Here is a 15,865-nt window from a genome sequence, read left to right on the forward strand (position 1 = left end):
AACTTAAGGAGCGCAACATGCCTCGAGTAAAACGTGGGGTTACCGCACGGGCCCGTCACAAGAAAATCATTCGTCTGGCCAAGGGTTACCGCGGCCGTCGCAATAACGTCTATCGCATCGCCAAGCAGGCGGTCATGCGCGCTGGGCAATACGCCTATCGCGATCGCCGCAACAAGAAGCGTGTGTTCCGCGCATTGTGGATCACGCGTATCAACGCGGCGGTGCGTCAGCACGACATGACCTACAGCGTGTTCATCAACGGCCTGAAGAAGGCTTCGATCGAACTCGACCGCAAGGTTCTGGCTGACATGGCTGTGTTCGACAAGGCTGCTTTTGCTGCGATCGTCAAGCAGGTGAAAGCCGCCGTTGCAGCCTAATTGCAAAATTAGTACTGCGTGGTTCGCCTGAGCGTTGCCGTGACGTAGACGGCTGCGCAAAGGCAGAAAACGGGGCTCTCACCGAGCCCCGTTTTTGTTGGCCGGACGGTTTTGCGCATGACTTGATTGTTCGCAGGTCACGCCCAAAACCGTTAATCAGAATAGAACTTTCGACGTTGAAAAGATGGGATCAATGGATCTGGACCAGATTGTCGCCGACGCGAAAAGCGCCTTTGAAAACGCCACCGATGCCACGACGCTCGAAAACGAGAAGGCCCGCTTTCTCGGCAAGTCCGGCGCGCTGACGGAACTGCTGAAGGGCCTGGGCAAGCTCGATCCCGAGGCGAAGAAAACTGAAGGCGCGCGCATCAATCTCGCCAAGCAGCAGGTCGAGGCCGCGCTTAACGCGCGCCGTCAGGCGCTGGCCGATGCGCTGTTGAACCAGCGCCTCGCCGCTGAAGCGATCGACGTCACGCTTCCCGGGCGCGGCGCGGGCGCGGGCACGCTGCATCCGGTGATGCGCACGTGGGAACGCGTCGAGCAGATTTTCGGCTCGATCGGTTTCGACGTGGCCGACGGTCCCGAGATCGAGACCGACTGGTATAACTTCACCGCGCTGAACAGCCCGGAGAACCATCCGGCGCGCTCGATGCAAGACACGTTTTACGTCGATGGCAAGGACGCCGAAGGACGCCCGCTCTTGCTTCGCACGCATACGAGCCCGATGCAGGTGCGCTACGCGCGCATGAACAAACCGCCGATCAAGGTGATCGTGCCGGGCCGCACGTATCGCGTGGACAGCGACGCCACGCACTCGCCCATGTTCAATCAGGTCGAGGGTCTGTGGATCGAAGAGAACATCAGCTTCGCGGACCTCAAGGGCGTCTATACCGATTTCCTCAAGAAGTTCTTCGAGCGCGACGACATCCTCGTGCGCTTCCGCCCGTCGTATTTTCCGTTCACCGAGCCGTCCGCCGAAATCGACATGATGTTCGAACACGGCAAGAACGCGGGCAAGTGGCTGGAAATCTCCGGCTCGGGTCAGGTGCATCCGACCGTCATCCGCAACATGGGTCTGGACCCGGAGCGGTATATCGGCTTCGCATTTGGCAGCGGCCTCGAGCGTCTGACCATGCTGCGTTACGGCGTGCAGGACTTGCGCCTCTTCTTCGAAAACGACCTGCGTTTTCTGCGCCAGTTCGCCTGACGCCGCACAGCCCGCGACGCCCGGTCTTCACGGAACATCGGGCGAGAGACACCCCCTCATTCGAACGTAGACACACATGCAATTCCCCGAATCATGGCTCCGTAGCTTCGTCGATCCCAAGCTCTCCACCGACGAACTCGCTCACGCGCTGACGATGGCCGGTCTCGAAGTCGAAGACCTGCGCCCGGTCGCGCCGCCGACCGCGAAGATCGTTGTCGGGCAAGTGCTGGAAGTGGCGAAGCATCCGAACGCCGACAAGCTCAACGTCTGTCAGGTCGATGCTGGCACGGGCGAGCAGTTGAACATTGTCTGCGGCGCGCCGAATGTGTCGCCGGGCATCAAGGTGCCGGTCGCGCTGATCGGCGCGGTGTTGCCGCCGGTGGAAGCGGGCGGCGAGCCGTTCGCCATCAAGCCGACGAAACTGCGCGGCATCGACAGTCAGGGCATGCTGTGCTCGGCGCGCGAACTGAAGCTGTCGGAAGATCACAGCGGTCTGCTGATTCTCCCGGCGGACGCGCAAGTCGGCCAGGACATCCGCGAAGCGTTGAATCTCGACGACACCGTCTTCGAAATCAAGCTCACGCCGAACAAGGCGGATTGCCTCTCGGTGTTCGGCGTCGCCCGCGAAACCGCTGCCATCACCGGCGCGCCGCTCAAGACGCTCGACATGCCGCCCGTCAAGACGACGCTCGACGAAAAGCTGCCGGTCAAGGTGCTGGCGCCGGACTTGTGCGGCCGCTTCTCGGGCCGCGTGATTCGCGGCGTGAACGCGCACGCGAAGACGCCGCAATGGATGGTCGAGCGCCTTGAGCGCGCGGGCCAGCGCAGCATTTCCGCGCTCGTCGATATCTCGAATTACGTGATGCTGGAACTCGGCCGCCCGACGCACGTGTTCGACCTCGACAAGATTCACGGCGGCATCGAAGTGCGCTGGGGCAAGAAGGGCGAATCGCTCAAGCTTCTGAACGGCAACACCGTCGAACTGGATGAAACCGTCGGCGTGATCGCGGACGATCGCCACGTTGAGAGTCTCGCGGGCATCATGGGCGGCGACAGCACGGCCGTCTCGCTCGATACCACGAACATCTATCTCGAAGCCGCGTTCTGGTGGCCCGACGCCATCCGCGGCCGTGCGCGCAAGTACAACTTTTCGACGGACGCGGCGCACCGCTTCGAGCGCGGCGTCGATTACTCGACGACGGTCGAGCACATCGAACGCATCTCGCAACTGATTCTCGATATTTGCGGCGGCGAGGCCGGTCCGGTCGACGATCAGATTCTCAACGTGCCAGAGCGTCGTCCGGTGACGATGCGCGTCGAACGCGCGCATCGCATCATTGGCGTGAAGATCGGCGCGGAAGAGATCGCACAGATTTTCACGCGCCTGAACCTCGCGTTCGAACGTGACGGCGACACCTTCAAGGTCACGCCGCCGCCGTATCGCTTCGATATCGAGATCGAGGAAGACCTGATCGAGGAAGTCGCGCGCATCTACGGCTTTGAGAAGATTCCGGCGCGGCCGCCCGTCGCGGCAAGCGAAATGCGGCGCACGAACGAGACGAGCCGCTCCATTCACGTGCTGCGTCATGCCGTTGCCGCACGCGATTATTCCGAGACGGTCAACTTCAGTTTCGTGGACGCCGAGTGGGAGAAGGACTTCGCCGGCAATGAGAATCCGGTGCGGCTCATCAACCCGATCGCGAGCCAGCTTTCGGTCATGCGCACGACGTTGTTCGGCAGCCTGATCGACGTGCTGCGCTACAACCTGAACCGCCGCGCAGACCGTATTCGCGTGTTCGAAGCGGGGCGCGTGTTCCTGCGCGACGCGTCGGTGAAGGCGGGCGAACTCACGGTCGAGGGATTCGCGCAGCCCAAGCGCATCGGCGGTCTCGCGTACGGTCCCGCGCTCGACGAGCAGTGGGGCGTGGCGTCGCGCCAGGTCGATTTCTTCGACGTGAAGGGCGATGTCGAGGCGTTGTTCGCGCCGGTCGTGCCGCGCTTCGTCAAGGCCGAGCATCCGGCGCTGCATCCGGGGCGCAGCGCGCGCATCGACGTGGCGGGGCGCGCGGTCGGCTGGATCGGCGAACTGCACCCGCGCTGGCTGCAAAAGTATGACCTGCCGCACGCGCCGATTCTCTTCGAGATCGACGCCGAAGCACTGATGGACCGCGCGTTGCCGACGCCGTCCGACGTATCGAAATTCCCGCCGGTGCGCCGTGATATTGCCATCGTCGTGGATCAGGCGGTGCCCGTGCAGGCGCTGCTCGACGAGCTGGAAAACGCCCGTTCCGAGCCCCCCTGCAAGCACGTCACGAGGGTTGCGCTTTTCGACGAATTCCGTCCAAAATCAAACACTTCCGGCGGTTTGGGAGCGCATGAGAAAAGTCTTGCCTTCCGTGTAACGTTGCAAGATACTGGCGGCACGCTTCAGGACGAAACGGTCGACACGGCCATCAAAACGCTGGTGGATCGCCTGGCTCGAGTACACGGCGCGCGGTTGCGCGGATAGCCCGCAGTTGGCCCCTCCGTCTCAATTGCATTTGCCGTTTTACCGATATGAACCAAATGAACTCGAGTGATTTCGAAGCCCTTCTTTCGGCGCAGCGTAGCGCCATGACCCGAGACAACACCACTTCGGGCGCGTTGTCGAATGACACGCCGACGCTCACCAAGGCCGAACTGGCGGAAATGCTGTTCGACCACGTCGGTCTGAACAAGCGCGAAGCGAAGGACATGGTCGAAGCGTTCTTCGAGGTCATCCGCGACGCGCTCGAAAGCGGCGACAGCGTCAAGCTGTCGGGCTTCGGCAACTTCCAGTTGCGCGACAAGCCGCAGCGCCCGGGGCGCAACCCGAAGACGGGCGAAGCCATTCCCATTGCAGCGCGGCGCGTCGTCACTTTTCATGCAAGTCAGAAACTGAAGGCGCTGGTCGAAACAGGAGCGGAGACGAGTCTGACTCGCTGACGCTTATCTCGCGCCGATAGGCGCATCCCGCTGTCCGACCGCCGCGCTTCATCGACATCACTCACCACGATGGTTGATCGACGATGGAAAAAGTCGTCTTGCCTCCGATCCCGGCCAAGCGTTATTTCACGATTGGCGAAGTCAGCGAGCTGTGCGGTGTCAAGCCGCACGTGCTGCGCTATTGGGAACAGGAGTTCACGCAGCTGAGGCCGGTCAAGCGGCGCGGCAATCGCCGGTATTATCAGCATCACGAAGTCTTGCTGATCCGGCGCATTCGGGAGCTGTTGTACGAGCAGGGCTTCACGATCAACGGCGCGCGCAATCGGCTCGATGCGCAAGGACGCGCCAATGGCGACGACGCCCTGTCCGCCGAGTCGTCCGCGGCGGGAGAAGCACAACAGCCGGCGGTCGATGTGGATCAGCTTCGCAAGGAGATCATGCAGGTGATCGATCTGCTCGGCGAGTGAGCGCCCGTCTCTCGGACACGAAAAAAGCCGCGATCGCGTATCGCGGCTTTTTCTTTTGTATCGAGCGTGCGCTCAACGCCGGCTGTACGATAGTCGCGTCTCTTTCTCGTTCTCTTCCAGGAGGGCTTATGCGAGTGTTGATCGTGGGCGCGACGGGATTGCTGGGCTCGGAGATCGCGCGGATTTTGGCGCCCGAGCACGAAATCATCACGGCGAGCCGCAAGGGCTCGGAGGTCGCCGTGGATGTGTCGGACAAGGCGAGCATCGCGGCGATGTACGCGAAGCTGGGCAATGTGGGCGCGGTGCTATGCGTTGGCGGGACGGCGAAGTTCGCGCCCCTCGACTCCCTTTCCGACGACGACTACGCGTTCAGTCTCGCCCACAAGCTGATGGGGCAGGTCAACCTCGTGCGCTGCGCGATCGGACACGTGGGCGAGGGCGGCTGCATCACGCTGACGAGCGGCACGCTCGCTCAACAGCCGATGGTCGGCAGCGCGGCCGTGAGTATCGTCAATGCGGGCGTCGAAGGATTCGCGCGTGCGGCGGCGTTGGAATTGCAGGGGAAGATGCGCGTCAACGTGGTGAGCCCGGGATGGGTCGCCGAGACGCTTCAATCGATGGGCAAAGATCCGTCTGGCGGCATCCCGGCTGCGGATGTGGCGAGGGCGTACAAGCGCACGATCGACGAACCGATGACCGGACAAGTGCTGCTCGCCGCCAAAGGATGAGCGGTGTCAGCCCGGTGCGGCCTCGACGCTTTTCGACGAGGCCGCGACGGACGAATACACGATGCTTGGCCCGATTCCGGGTGGCGGATAGATGCGCCAGTCGTTCGCGCCGTGGTGGAAGAAGTAGAGCGCATAGAAGCCGCCGCGCTCGATGTCCGGCGCGCTCACGCAGACGTAGCGGCTTCCGCCGAAATAGATGCGGCCGAAGCGCGTGACGCGCGCAGCACTTCTCGCATCGAACCTTCTGGCGATCTCAGTGCGCAACGAGGATGGGGTGTAACCGGGCCGGGCGCGCCGTGCATGGACGGGCGTGCAAGCGGACAGAGGCATTGCGGTGCCGCTCCTTAAGTGTCAGGTGAACATTAGAGCTTAAGTCGCTGTTACGCAAGTGAATTCTGCGCACGGCAACGGTTGGGACGTGGCCTTGGCCGAGCGGCGGCGTAGCCTCGGGCGGTTGAGTTCTGAACCGCCAGAAAGACAAAAGGCTCTCCGGCCAGAAGCCGGAGAGCCTTTTGAATTTTGGTCGGGGCGAGAGGATTTGAACCTCCGACCACCTGCATTCCATGCAAATTCGCGAGCTTTGTCCCACATTCTTTGTTGCTTCTCGTGCGTTCCATGAAGCGGCATGAAATGTCGGTTACTTATGCCGTATTTTCCTTCTCGCGTTTGTCGCTCGTGCTTGGGCGAGATCGGCTCGTGTTGGGGAATGGAATCGGTGAAGCGAGGTAATGAGGGGTGCCTGTCATTATTGAGATGACTCTCCGGTGCAGAGTTTCCAACCCGCTACGATTTGCACTCCAGTCAAAGACGGAGGTGACATGTCGTTTCCCGAATGGGGGCATTCAACCAACGCGCTTTATGTGCCGTTGCGGCAATGGGGTTGGCAATGCGCGCTAATGCCAGCGTGTGAAGTGAAAGAAAAAAGCAGCTTCAACGGATCACTGTCGTTCGACGAGCGCGAGAAGAAGCGGAGAGAACGGAAGAAGCAGATGGGGCAGGATAAGGAAGACTTTATTCGACTGTTCAGGGTGGATATCGATCCACGCGACGCAGCAGGCTCTTTCGAAGTCAGACACTACGCGGACTTCATCCGCGACACGCGACGGGCGTCGGATGGAGGCTTGCGCGATGGCGACGGCATCACGCGCGTGCTGCGCAATGCCGCGCGTGACGGCCGTATCATCCCCGTGATTAATCGCGCGTGGTACGGCAGCCAGCGGGTGTTTAGGCACTACGCTCCGCAAGATTAGTCGCGCGACGGCAGCGGTGTTTCATTTTTCGCTAGCACCGGCGGGGCGAATGCGCCGACAGGTCGGTTCACTGGCCCGTTCGCAGCCGCCATGCACGCGGCAGACACAGTGATGAATAGCAGACTCCCCGGCACCAGTCGCGTCTTTAGCGGCGCGGGAGCCGGCGGTAGCGGTAGTGGCGGATTCGACTGGCTTGGCGCTGCGAAATCGGTTGCCGGAGCGGTATTCGGCGGCGAAGATTCGAGAGACGATAGCGGCGGTGATTCGATGCTCAAGAGCTTGTGCGAATCCGATGACGACGGCTCGTTGCTTGGTGATGCGCAGCCGTTCGAGTATCAGCCGGACATGCCAGACGGTAATGTATTCGACATTGCCAAGACGCCAAATGACGGTGAGTCGGGAACTTGGTACACGAATTCGGGCAGTGGCCAGATGCGATTGTACAGAAGCGACGGTCAGCCTGTTGTGGATTTCGACTTCGATCACGATCATGGGCAAGGCGTACCGCACGCCCACAATTGGAGCGTTAACCCGCTCACAGGAAAAAATAATCGCGGCTCGGGCGTTCCGTTCTCGATTCTTCCATAGGCTTCAAGATGAAAACTCCCAATTACGCATGCGTTAAAGATGGCGCTGTGCTTCCTAGCTTCCACGATGCCGAACTCATCTCGCTAGAACACGATCCGGGCGCAAGGTCTCTTGTTCTTCGATTGAAAAGAGCGTCTGGTCCGGTCGAAACGCTATTGTTCTCTGGAGTTGTTGCCCAACGAATGATTGACTTTGCGGATCAGAATGTCGCCTCTCGGCTATTGATTTCTCCGATGCGTAACTTCTCCATTGATGATTTATCTGTGTGGGTTCGCTGGATGTACAGCCGGGACGACGCCAAGGCACCAGAACCGAGTCGCGCAATCATCGAGCAATTTCATCGGGACGTTATAGACGGACGCAAAGCGCTCTTCATTCTCGACCCTTCGTGTGGCGCGGAAATGGCGGTGCTGTGTGAATCGATCTCGATCCTGACTTGACCTGAAGGACACGGAGCGCTACAAGACGAGCGGCGGTGGCAGATCGAACAACGCGCCAGCGCAGATAAGAAAGATTCGGACAAAAAGAAGGGCCAGCACGAAAGACCCAAGTGGGAATGTGCAGCGATCACAACCTTCGTTCGTCGCTCCATAAGGGAACGCAAGGTTGGTGCGCGCGGCTCCGGTAGCGCTCTCCGTCCTTGACCACGCGCGCAACGCCTTGTGAGGGCGCTGTGAGGGTCATGGCCTTGAATGCGAAAAAGGACTTAGCCCGGTTAAGAGCTAAGTCCTTTAATTCTTTGGTCGGGGCGAGAGGATTTGAACCTCCGACCACCTGCACCCCATGCAGGTACGCTACCAGGCTGCGCTACGCCCCGAAAGAGCGAAAGTATATCAGAGCGAAACGAATAGTAGAACTGCTTCAGCGATTTTTACGGCAAACATCGAAGAATCCACTTCTGCCGCTCAAGGTCTCACGACGCCGCAGCCGTCGATCCCTCGGCGCTCGACATTTCCGTCGCCGCAACGCGCGAATTGGCGCTGCGTTGCCGCCGGCGGAAGCGCAGCGCCAGCACCAACGACACCGCGCACGGCACGACATAACTCAGCAGCCGCGTGCTCCATGCCGTGCGCGACCCGACGGCCTCGTACTGCGTATGCGCATGGAAGCTCGCGGATGCAAACACCATCGTCAAGGTGAAGTCGAGCACCATTGCCAACAGGCAAAAGACGAAGTAGATCAGTGCGCCGTTCCAGACCGCTTCGCCAATCGCAGCATTGGCCGTGCGGCACGCGAAGAGCACGACGCCCATCAATAACAGATTGAAAAACAACGGAATCCAGGGGAAGTCCATGTGCGGGATGCCTCATGCGCTGAAGTAATCGACGGTCCGCCTACCGGACGCCGGCGCGATCTTCACACGCAGCCCTGTTTCGCTTGAATAAGAGTATTCCTAATCAGTTTGGCCGATCCGCCAGCGACTCGGAGACAAAATCGATGAACGTGCGGACCTTCGTCGTCATGTACTTGCGGCTCGTGTAGACCGCGTAGACCGCTGGCGCAAAGGCCGCGTAGTTCGGCAGCACGCGCACGAGCGCGCCGGAAGCCAGTTCCGGTTCGACGATCCACACCGGAAAATACGCGAGCCCGATGCCCGCCTTCACGAGCTGAAGCGCCATCGACGTGTCGTTTGTTTTCAACACGGCTTGATTTTTGACGGTGAACGCGCCGTCCGGTCCGGTCAGCGTGACGGACTCGATGTTCGTATAGGTCGGCAAGACGATGCGATGCCGCGCGATATCGTCCGGGCGGCGCGGCTCGCCGTGACGTTCCAGATAAGCGGGTGAGCCCGCCAGCACGAACGGCATCGTGCACAGCGGCCGCACGATCAGCGAAGGCGACGGCTCCGAGGTCGCGCGCAACGCCATGTCGTAGCCTTCCTCGACCAGATCGACGAAGCGGTTCTCGAGCCGCAAGTCCACCAGCACGCCGGGATAGCGCGCCTGATAAGCGACGAGCAAATCCGCAAACCGGCGATTCGCGAACCAGCCGGGCGCCGTCACTTTCAGCACGCCCTGCGGCTCGCCGCGCTGCGCGCCGACCGCCGCCTCGGCCGCCTGCAATATGTCGAGCGCCTCGCGGCACTGTTCGTAATACACGCTGCCAGCTTCGGTCAGGCTCAGGTGCCGGGTTGTACGATTGAGCAGCCGCACGCCGAGTTGACGTTCGAGATTGGCGACGTGCTTGCTCGTCATCGCCGTCGAAATGTCGAGGCGCTCGGCGGCCTTCACGAAGCTGCCAGCTTCGACCACTTCACGAAACACGCGCAGGCTGGTGAGCGCATCCATCGGTCAGATTCCGCGGGAAAGCAAAAGCGCGATCTTAGCCCGATCACTTCGGCCATTCATCGAGCGCGTCGTTGAAAAGCGAGGCGACGACGCCGCGCAGCCACGTCGTGCGCGGATCGTTGTGATATTTGCGATGCCAGTGCTGCCTGAGATCGAAGCGCGGCAGCGCAAGCGGCGGCTCGGCGAGCGTGATCGACGCGTGTTCGGCGACATACGCGAAGCCGATCGCGTGCGGCACGGTCGCGATGAGATCGGTGCGCGACAGGATGAACGGCAGGCTCATGAAGTGCGGCGTCTCCAGCACGGCGCGCCGCCGCACGCGCTCCTTGTCGAGATAATTCTCAAGGATCTCCTGGCTGCGCCCTTCGGCGCGCACGACCGCATGGCCGCATTCGATGAAGCGTTCCAGCGTGAGCGGCGCGTTTGCAAACGGATGATCGCGCCGCATGAGACAGATGAAGCGATGCGAGAAAAGCCGCTGCTGGAAAAAATTGTTGCCGTGCAGATCGGGGAAATAGCCGACCGCCAGATCGATGTCGCCGGACGTGAGCCCGCGTTCGACTTCGCCGTGCGATGCCGACACCGAGCGCAGATTCGCGTGCGGCGCCTCCTTCGCGAAAGCCTGCAACAGACGCGGCAAGAACACGATCTCGCCGACATCCGAGAGGGCGATGGCGAAGGTATCGGTGCTGGAGGACGGATCGAAATGCTGCGTATCCAGCAGGCCGCGCTCGATGCGGCTCAGCGCCTCGCGCGCGGCGGGCACGAGCGCGAGCGCACGCGGCGTCGGTTCCATGCCGCGCGACGTGCGCACGAAAAGCGGGTCGTTGAAGTACTCGCGCAGCCGCCCGAGCGCCGTCGAAACGCGCGGCTGGCTCACGCCGAGCCGTTCGGCCGCGCGGCTCACATTGCGCGTCTCCTCGATGGCGACGAGAAACGGGATGAGGTTCAGGTCGAGGTCGTTCATGGATGTGACCGGCGTCCGCCGTCAGCCGCGTCGCGCGACCATCTCGGACACGCGCTGCGCCGCCCTTTGCAATGGGTCGAGAAACGCCTTCGCCATTTGCTTCGCGTTCTTGCGCTGCGCGTTGCCGCTGATATTGAGCGCGGCGATCACGCGGCCCTGCCGGTCGCGAATCGGCGCGGACATGGAAATCAGACCTTCCTCCAGTTCCTGATCGACGATGGCCCAGCCCTGACGGCGCACGAGCGCGATGGCGTCCTTCAAGGCGTCGCGGTCGGTGATCGTATGCGGCGTCCTCGCGACGATGTCGCTGGCGTCGAGCGCCGCGTCGAGCTGCGCGTCGTCGAGCGCGGCGAGCAGCACGCGGCCCATCGACGTGCAGAACGCGGGCAGGCGGCTGCCGATCGACAGATTCTGCGTGATGATCTTGTGCGTCGGCACGCGCAGCACGTAGACGATCTCCGCGCCGTTCAGCACGGCGGCCGAGCAGCTTTCGTGGACCTGTTCGACGAGGTCTTCCATCACCGGCTCCGCCAGATTCCAGAAGGGCATCGAAGTGAGATACGCGAATCCGAGATCGAGAATCTTCGGCGTCAGTTGAAAGAGCCGGCCGTCGGCTTCCACATAGCCGAGCGACTGCAGCGTAAGCAGAATGCGCCGCGCCCCGGCGCGCGTGAGGCCGGTCGCGGCGGCGACATCGGTCAGCGTCTGCGCCGGGCGGTTCGCGTCGAACGAACGGATGACGGCCAGGCCGCGAGCGAACGATTGCACGTAGGCGTCGCCGGGACGCGACGGCGCGTCCTGCACATCGGTGTCGGAGGAGGACACTGGAAGATTCTTCATGGCGTTTCGAAAACGGACGCGGGCTCCGTACAAACCCGCGAATTGCACAGGCTTCGTTGACACTGCAACGAACGCGGGACTACCATTCGGCTGTTCGCTAAACGAATCCATGTTCGCATATCGAACATGCTCACGCAAGCGTCACCGACGCAGGTAAACCCGAAGTTCGACAGCAGGCGCAGCGTTTGCCCGCTCGGACGGGACCGGAGAAGAACGGCAATGATCAACAAGATTTTCGAATCGCTCGCGCCCGCAGTCGCGGATGTTCACGACGGAGCGACCATCATGATCGGCGGATTCGGCACGGCGGGCATGCCGTCCGAACTGATCGACGCGCTCATCGAGCAGGGCGCGCGCGAACTCACCATCGTGAACAATAACGCGGGCAACGGCGACACCGGGCTGGCCGCGCTCCTGAAGGCGAAGCGCGTGCGCAAGATCATCTGCTCGTTCCCGCGCCAGACGGATTCGCATGTGTTCGACGCGCTCTACCGCGCGGGCGAAATCGAACTGGAACTCGTGCCGCAGGGCAACCTCGCGGAGCGCATCCGCGCGGCGGGCGCGGGCATCGGCGGTTTTTTCACGCCGACCGGCTACGGCACGAAACTGGCGGAAGGCAAGGAAACGCGCGAAATCGACGGCAGGCATTACGTGCTCGAAGCGCCGCTGCACGCGGATTTCGCGCTCATCAAGGCGTTCAAGGGCGACCGCTGGGGCAATCTGGTCTATCGTAAGACGGCGCGCAACTTCGGGCCGATCATGGCGAGCGCCGCGAAGACGGCCATCGTGCAGGTGTCGAAGGTCGTGCCGCTCGGCGAACTGGACCCGGAAAACATCGTGACGCCTGGCATCTTCGTGCAGCGCGTCGTGGAAGTGCCGCAAGCGGTGCATGCCGCCGAACTCGCCGCCGAAGCTCCATAAAGGACACCAAGCCATGAAGAAACTGACTCGCGACGAAATGGCCAAGCGCGTGGCCGCGGACATTCCCGAAGGCGCGTACGTGAATCTGGGCATCGGCGTGCCGACGCTCGTCGCCAACCATCTCGCGGCGGACCGCGAAATCTTCCTGCACAGTGAAAACGGACTGCTCGGCATGGGCCCGGCGCCGGAGAAGGGCTGCGAAGACGACGAACTCATCAACGCCGGCAAGCAGCACGTGACGCTGCTGACGGGCGGCGCGTTCTTCCATCATGCGGATTCATTCGCGATGATGCGCGGCGGCCATCTCGACTTCTGCGTGCTCGGCGCGTTCCAGGTTTCGGCGAAAGGCGATCTCGCGAACTGGCACACCGGCGCGCCCGACGCGATTCCGGCTGTCGGCGGCGCGATGGACCTCGCCATCGGCGCAAAACAGGTCTACGTGATGATGGAACTGCTCACGAAGCAAGGCGAAAGCAAGCTCGTGGCCGAGTGTTCGTATCCGGTGACGGGCGTGCAGTGCGTGGACCGCGTCTACACGGACCTCGCCGTGTTCGACGTGACGCCGAATGGCTTCGTCGTGCGCGAGATCGTCGACGGCCTGTCGTTCGAGGAATTGCAGAAGCTGGCCAACGTGCCGCTTCAGTACGCGCCCGTTTCCGAGGCAGCCTGAGAGACCTAAACAGCATTGGAGCAAGCGATGAAAGATGCATTCGTATGTGACGCGATCCGCACGCCGTTCGGCCGCTATGCCGGCTCGCTGTCGTCGGTGCGCGCGGACGATCTGGGCGCCGTGCCGCTGCGCGCGCTGATGGAGCGCAACAAGGAAGTGGACTGGGACGCGGTCGAGGAAGTCATCTACGGCTGCGCGAATCAGGCGGGCGAGGACAATCGCAACGTCGCGCGCATGTCGGCGCTGCTCGCGGGCCTGCCGGTCGGCGTGCCGGGCTCGACGGTGAATCGCCTGTGCGGCTCGGGCATGGACGCCATCGGCATCGCGGCGCGCGCCATCAAGTCGGGCGAGGCGGGGCTGCTCGTCGCGGGCGGCGTCGAAAGCATGAGCCGCGCGCCGTTCGTGATGGGCAAGGCGACGAGCGCGTTCTCGCGTCAGGCCGAGATCCACGATACGACCATCGGCTGGCGTTTCGTGAACCCGCTGATGAAGAAGCAGTACGGCGTCGACTCGATGCCCGAGACCGCCGAGAACGTCGCGGACGACTACAAGGTGAGCCGCGAAGATCAGGACGCGTTCGCGCTGCGCAGCCAGCAAAAGGCGGCGCGCGCCCAGAAGGACGGCTCGCTCGCGCAGGAAATCACGCCGGTCACGATTGCGCAGAAGAAGGGCGACGCCATCGTCGTCGATCGCGACGAGCATCCGCGCGAAACGAGCCTCGAAGCCCTGGCGAAGCTCAAGGGCGTCGTGCGGCCGGAGGGCAGCGTGACGGCCGGCAACGCGTCGGGCGTGAACGACGGCGCCTGCGCGCTCCTCATCGCCGATGAAGAGAGCGCGAAACGCCACGGCCTGACGCCGCGTGCGCGCATTCTCGGCATGGCGACGGCCGGCGTGCCGCCGCGCGTGATGGGCATCGGTCCCGGCCCCGCGTCGCAGAAGCTGCTCGCGCGTCTTGGCATGACCATCGACCAGATGGACGTGATCGAACTGAACGAGGCGTTCGCCTCGCAAGGGCTCGCGGTGCTGCGCATGCTCGGCGTCGGCGACGACGATCCGCGCGTCAATCCGAACGGCGGCGCGATCGCGCTTGGCCATCCGCTCGGCGCGAGCGGCGCGCGGCTCGTCACGGCGGCGACCTATCAACTGGAACGCACCGGCGGCCGCTTCGCGCTCTGCACGATGTGCATCGGCGTGGGGCAGGGCATCGCGATGGTCATCGAGCGCGTCTGACGACATGTTCGGACGCCTGACCGACCTCATCTGCGGCAACGAAGCGGCCAACGCGGTGTGGTCGCCGCGCGCCACCGTGCAGGCCATGCTCGATGTGGAAGCCGCGCTCGCGCGCGCGTCGGCGCAAACGGGCGTGATCCCGGCGAGCGCCGTCGATGCAATCGTCGCCGCGTGCGACGCCGACAACATCGACGCCGCCGCGCTGATGGCGGGCGCGGCAGCCGGCGGCAATCTCGCGATTCCGCTCGTCAAGCAGCTCACCGCCGTCGTCAAGGCGCGCGATGCCGAAGCCGCGAAGTACGTGCATTGGGGCGCGACGAGCCAGGACGTGATCGACACGGGCGTGGTGCTGCAATTGCGCGCGGCGCTCGATCTGCTCGACGCCGATTTGCAGACGCTCGCCCACGCGCTCGCGGATCAGGCGGACAAGCATCGCGCGACGCCGATGATCGGCCGCACGTGGCTCCAGCAGGCGCTGCCGATCACCCTCGGCCTCAAGTTCGCGCAATGGCTCGATGCGGTGACGCGTCATCGCGCGCGTCTTGCCGATCTGCGCGAACGTGCGCTCGTGCTGCAATTCGGCGGCGCGGCGGGCACGCTCGCGAGCCTGCGCGACGAGGCACTGCCGACGGCGCGCGCGCTCGCCGACGACCTGCGCCTCGCGCTGCCCGCGCTGCCGTGGCATACGCAGCGCGATCGGATCGCGGAAGCGGCGTCGTTCCTCGGCATGCTGACGGGCACGCTCGGCAAGATCGCGCGGGACATCTCGCTGATGATGCAGACGGAACTCGGCGAAGTGGCCGAGCCGTCGGCGGCGGGCAAGGGCGGCTCGTCGACGATGCCGCACAAGCGCAATCCGGTCGGCTGCGCGGCCGTGCTCACGGCGGCCACGCGCGCGCCGAATCTCGTCGCGACGATCTTCGCGGGCATGGTGCAGGAGCACGAGCGCGCGCTCGGCGGCTGGCAGGCCGAATGGGAAGCGTTTCCGGACCTCGCGCGGCTGACGGCGGGCGCGCTCGCGAACGTGAAGGACATCGTGCCGGGGCTCGAAGTGAACGTCGGGCGGCTCTCGGCGAATCTCAACGCGACGAACGGTCTCGTGCTCGGCGAAGCCGTGATGCTCGCGCTCGGCGACGCGATCGGCCGGCTCGACGCGCACAAGCTGGTCGAAGGCGCGTCGAAGGCGGCGGTCGCGAGCGGTCAATCGCTCTTTAACGTGCTCTCCGCGAACAAAACGGTCAGCGCGCATCTCTCGCCAGAGCGCCTCGAGCAGTTGCTCGATCCGGCGAACTACGTCGGTCAGGCGCAGGCGTTCGTCGATGCCGCGCTCACGCAGCATCGAAAGTATCAAGACACGGAGCACTAACA

18 protein-coding genes and 1 tRNA gene are annotated in these 15,865 nt (G+C 63.1%); 12 read left to right on the forward strand and 7 right to left on the reverse strand.

Annotated features, from left to right (window positions below; translation table 11 throughout):
- Window positions 1-17 precede the first annotated feature (17 nt).
- The 6 genes from rplT (at window position 18) to GV035_RS15565 (ending at window position 5,743) form a co-directional block, all read left to right on the forward strand.
- Window positions 18-377 (forward strand): 50S ribosomal protein L20, encoded by a 360-nt coding sequence (gene rplT / locus GV035_RS15540; protein ID WP_008350196.1) that lies wholly within the window; start codon window positions 18-20, stop codon window positions 375-377.
- Window positions 378-570: 193 nt separating this feature from the next.
- Complete coding sequence (gene pheS, locus GV035_RS15545) at window positions 571-1,584, forward strand: phenylalanine--tRNA ligase subunit alpha (RefSeq protein WP_201303982.1); 1,014 nt, start codon at window positions 571-573, stop codon at window positions 1,582-1,584.
- 76 nt (window positions 1,585-1,660) lie between these two features.
- Complete coding sequence (gene pheT / locus GV035_RS15550; protein WP_159835929.1) at window positions 1,661-4,093, forward strand: phenylalanine--tRNA ligase subunit beta; 2,433 nt, start codon at window positions 1,661-1,663, stop codon at window positions 4,091-4,093.
- A 47-nt stretch (window positions 4,094-4,140) separates the two neighbouring features.
- Window positions 4,141-4,548, forward strand: coding sequence for an integration host factor subunit alpha (locus tag GV035_RS15555; protein ID WP_159835930.1), 408 nt, complete (start codon window positions 4,141-4,143; stop codon window positions 4,546-4,548).
- A gap of 83 nt (window positions 4,549-4,631) precedes the next feature.
- The gene (locus GV035_RS15560) at window positions 4,632-5,015 is read left to right on the forward strand and encodes a MerR family transcriptional regulator (protein WP_159835931.1); all 384 of its coding nucleotides are present in this window, start codon (window positions 4,632-4,634) and stop codon (window positions 5,013-5,015) included.
- 128 nt (window positions 5,016-5,143) lie between these two features.
- Window positions 5,144-5,743 (forward strand): short chain dehydrogenase, encoded by a 600-nt coding sequence (locus GV035_RS15565; protein ID WP_159835932.1) that lies wholly within the window; start codon window positions 5,144-5,146, stop codon window positions 5,741-5,743.
- 6 nt (window positions 5,744-5,749) lie between these two features.
- Here the strand turns inward: GV035_RS15565 and GV035_RS15570 are convergent, their stop codons facing one another.
- A complete protein-coding gene (locus GV035_RS15570; RefSeq protein ID WP_159835933.1) occupies window positions 5,750-6,073 on the reverse strand; it encodes a hypothetical protein in 324 nt (107 codons plus the stop codon).
- A gap of 488 nt (window positions 6,074-6,561) precedes the next feature.
- On the opposite strand from GV035_RS15570, the gene GV035_RS15575 reads away from it, so the two are divergent.
- Window positions 6,562-6,993, forward strand: coding sequence for a hypothetical protein (locus GV035_RS15575; protein ID WP_159835934.1), 432 nt, complete (start codon window positions 6,562-6,564; stop codon window positions 6,991-6,993).
- Window positions 6,994-7,014: 21 nt separating this feature from the next.
- Here GV035_RS15575 and GV035_RS15580 read toward each other — a convergent pair whose 3' ends face one another.
- The gene (locus tag GV035_RS15580) at window positions 7,015-7,485 is read right to left on the reverse strand and encodes a hypothetical protein (RefSeq protein WP_159835935.1); all 471 of its coding nucleotides are present in this window, start codon (window positions 7,483-7,485) and stop codon (window positions 7,015-7,017) included.
- A gap of 104 nt (window positions 7,486-7,589) precedes the next feature.
- Between GV035_RS15580 and GV035_RS15585 the strand changes: the two genes are divergently transcribed.
- Complete coding sequence (locus GV035_RS15585) at window positions 7,590-8,021, forward strand: hypothetical protein (RefSeq protein ID WP_159835936.1); 432 nt, start codon at window positions 7,590-7,592, stop codon at window positions 8,019-8,021.
- A 300-nt stretch (window positions 8,022-8,321) separates the two neighbouring features.
- On the opposite strand, the gene GV035_RS15590 is transcribed toward GV035_RS15585, so the two are convergent.
- The 5 genes from GV035_RS15590 to GV035_RS15610 all read right to left on the reverse strand — a co-directional run bounded on the left by GV035_RS15590 (window position 8,322) and on the right by GV035_RS15610 (window position 11,676).
- Window positions 8,322-8,398: transfer RNA gene (locus tag GV035_RS15590), tRNA-Pro, on the reverse strand.
- A 96-nt stretch (window positions 8,399-8,494) separates the two neighbouring features.
- A complete protein-coding gene (locus tag GV035_RS15595) occupies window positions 8,495-8,875 on the reverse strand; it encodes a hypothetical protein (protein ID WP_159835937.1) in 381 nt (126 codons plus the stop codon).
- Between the two features lie 103 nt (window positions 8,876-8,978).
- The gene (locus GV035_RS15600) at window positions 8,979-9,869 is read right to left on the reverse strand and encodes a LysR family transcriptional regulator (protein ID WP_159835938.1); all 891 of its coding nucleotides are present in this window, start codon (window positions 9,867-9,869) and stop codon (window positions 8,979-8,981) included.
- A 43-nt stretch (window positions 9,870-9,912) separates the two neighbouring features.
- Window positions 9,913-10,836, reverse strand: coding sequence for a LysR family transcriptional regulator (locus GV035_RS15605; RefSeq protein WP_159835939.1), 924 nt, complete (start codon window positions 10,834-10,836; stop codon window positions 9,913-9,915).
- Window positions 10,837-10,857: 21 nt separating this feature from the next.
- A complete protein-coding gene (locus tag GV035_RS15610) occupies window positions 10,858-11,676 on the reverse strand; it encodes an IclR family transcriptional regulator (protein WP_159835940.1) in 819 nt (272 codons plus the stop codon).
- A gap of 219 nt (window positions 11,677-11,895) precedes the next feature.
- Here GV035_RS15610 and GV035_RS15615 point away from each other — a divergent pair, with 219 nt between their 5' ends.
- From GV035_RS15615 to GV035_RS15630, 4 genes are read left to right on the forward strand one after another with little or no spacing between them, the layout of a single operon-like run.
- Complete coding sequence (locus tag GV035_RS15615; RefSeq protein WP_159835941.1) at window positions 11,896-12,597, forward strand: 3-oxoacid CoA-transferase subunit A; 702 nt, start codon at window positions 11,896-11,898, stop codon at window positions 12,595-12,597.
- Between the two features lie 13 nt (window positions 12,598-12,610).
- Entirely contained in the window at window positions 12,611-13,267 is a 657-nt protein-coding gene (locus tag GV035_RS15620) for a 3-oxoacid CoA-transferase subunit B (protein WP_159835942.1), read from the forward strand.
- Between the two features lie 27 nt (window positions 13,268-13,294).
- Window positions 13,295-14,497, forward strand: coding sequence for a 3-oxoadipyl-CoA thiolase (pcaF, locus tag GV035_RS15625; RefSeq protein ID WP_159835943.1), 1,203 nt, complete (start codon window positions 13,295-13,297; stop codon window positions 14,495-14,497).
- 4 nt (window positions 14,498-14,501) lie between these two features.
- Window positions 14,502-15,863, forward strand: a complete 1,362-nt coding sequence (locus GV035_RS15630; RefSeq protein WP_159835944.1) for a 3-carboxy-cis,cis-muconate cycloisomerase — start codon at window positions 14,502-14,504, stop codon at window positions 15,861-15,863.
- Window positions 15,864-15,865 lie beyond the last annotated feature (2 nt).

The sequence above is a fragment of the Burkholderia sp. 8Y genome (assembly GCF_902506145.1).
Taxonomy (GTDB): Bacteria; Pseudomonadota; Gammaproteobacteria; order Burkholderiales; family Burkholderiaceae; genus Caballeronia.

Bases quoted from the DNA above. Each gene is read 5' to 3' on its own strand.
- rplT (WP_008350196.1), top strand. From the start codon at position 18: ATGCCTCGAGTAAAACGTGGGGTTACCGCACGGGCCCGTCACAAGAAA.
- pheS (WP_201303982.1), top strand. From the start codon at position 571: ATGGATCTGGACCAGATTGTCGCCGACGCGAAAAGCGCCTTTGAAAAC.
- pheT (WP_159835929.1), top strand. From the start codon at position 1,661: ATGCAATTCCCCGAATCATGGCTCCGTAGCTTCGTCGATCCCAAGCTC.
- GV035_RS15555 (WP_159835930.1), top strand. From the start codon at position 4,141: ATGAACCAAATGAACTCGAGTGATTTCGAAGCCCTTCTTTCGGCGCAG.
- GV035_RS15560 (WP_159835931.1), top strand. From the start codon at position 4,632: ATGGAAAAAGTCGTCTTGCCTCCGATCCCGGCCAAGCGTTATTTCACG.
- GV035_RS15565 (WP_159835932.1), top strand. From the start codon at position 5,144: ATGCGAGTGTTGATCGTGGGCGCGACGGGATTGCTGGGCTCGGAGATC.
- GV035_RS15570 (WP_159835933.1), bottom strand. From the start codon at position 6,073: ATGCCTCTGTCCGCTTGCACGCCCGTCCATGCACGGCGCGCCCGGCCC.
- GV035_RS15575 (WP_159835934.1), top strand. From the start codon at position 6,562: ATGTCGTTTCCCGAATGGGGGCATTCAACCAACGCGCTTTATGTGCCG.
- GV035_RS15580 (WP_159835935.1), bottom strand. From the start codon at position 7,485: ATGATCGTGATCGAAGTCGAAATCCACAACAGGCTGACCGTCGCTTCT.
- GV035_RS15585 (WP_159835936.1), top strand. From the start codon at position 7,590: ATGAAAACTCCCAATTACGCATGCGTTAAAGATGGCGCTGTGCTTCCT.
- GV035_RS15595 (WP_159835937.1), bottom strand. From the start codon at position 8,875: ATGGACTTCCCCTGGATTCCGTTGTTTTTCAATCTGTTATTGATGGGC.
- GV035_RS15600 (WP_159835938.1), bottom strand. From the start codon at position 9,869: ATGGATGCGCTCACCAGCCTGCGCGTGTTTCGTGAAGTGGTCGAAGCT.
- GV035_RS15605 (WP_159835939.1), bottom strand. From the start codon at position 10,836: ATGAACGACCTCGACCTGAACCTCATCCCGTTTCTCGTCGCCATCGAG.
- GV035_RS15610 (WP_159835940.1), bottom strand. From the start codon at position 11,676: ATGAAGAATCTTCCAGTGTCCTCCTCCGACACCGATGTGCAGGACGCG.
- GV035_RS15615 (WP_159835941.1), top strand. From the start codon at position 11,896: ATGATCAACAAGATTTTCGAATCGCTCGCGCCCGCAGTCGCGGATGTT.
- GV035_RS15620 (WP_159835942.1), top strand. From the start codon at position 12,611: ATGAAGAAACTGACTCGCGACGAAATGGCCAAGCGCGTGGCCGCGGAC.
- pcaF (WP_159835943.1), top strand. From the start codon at position 13,295: ATGAAAGATGCATTCGTATGTGACGCGATCCGCACGCCGTTCGGCCGC.
- GV035_RS15630 (WP_159835944.1), top strand. From the start codon at position 14,502: ATGTTCGGACGCCTGACCGACCTCATCTGCGGCAACGAAGCGGCCAAC.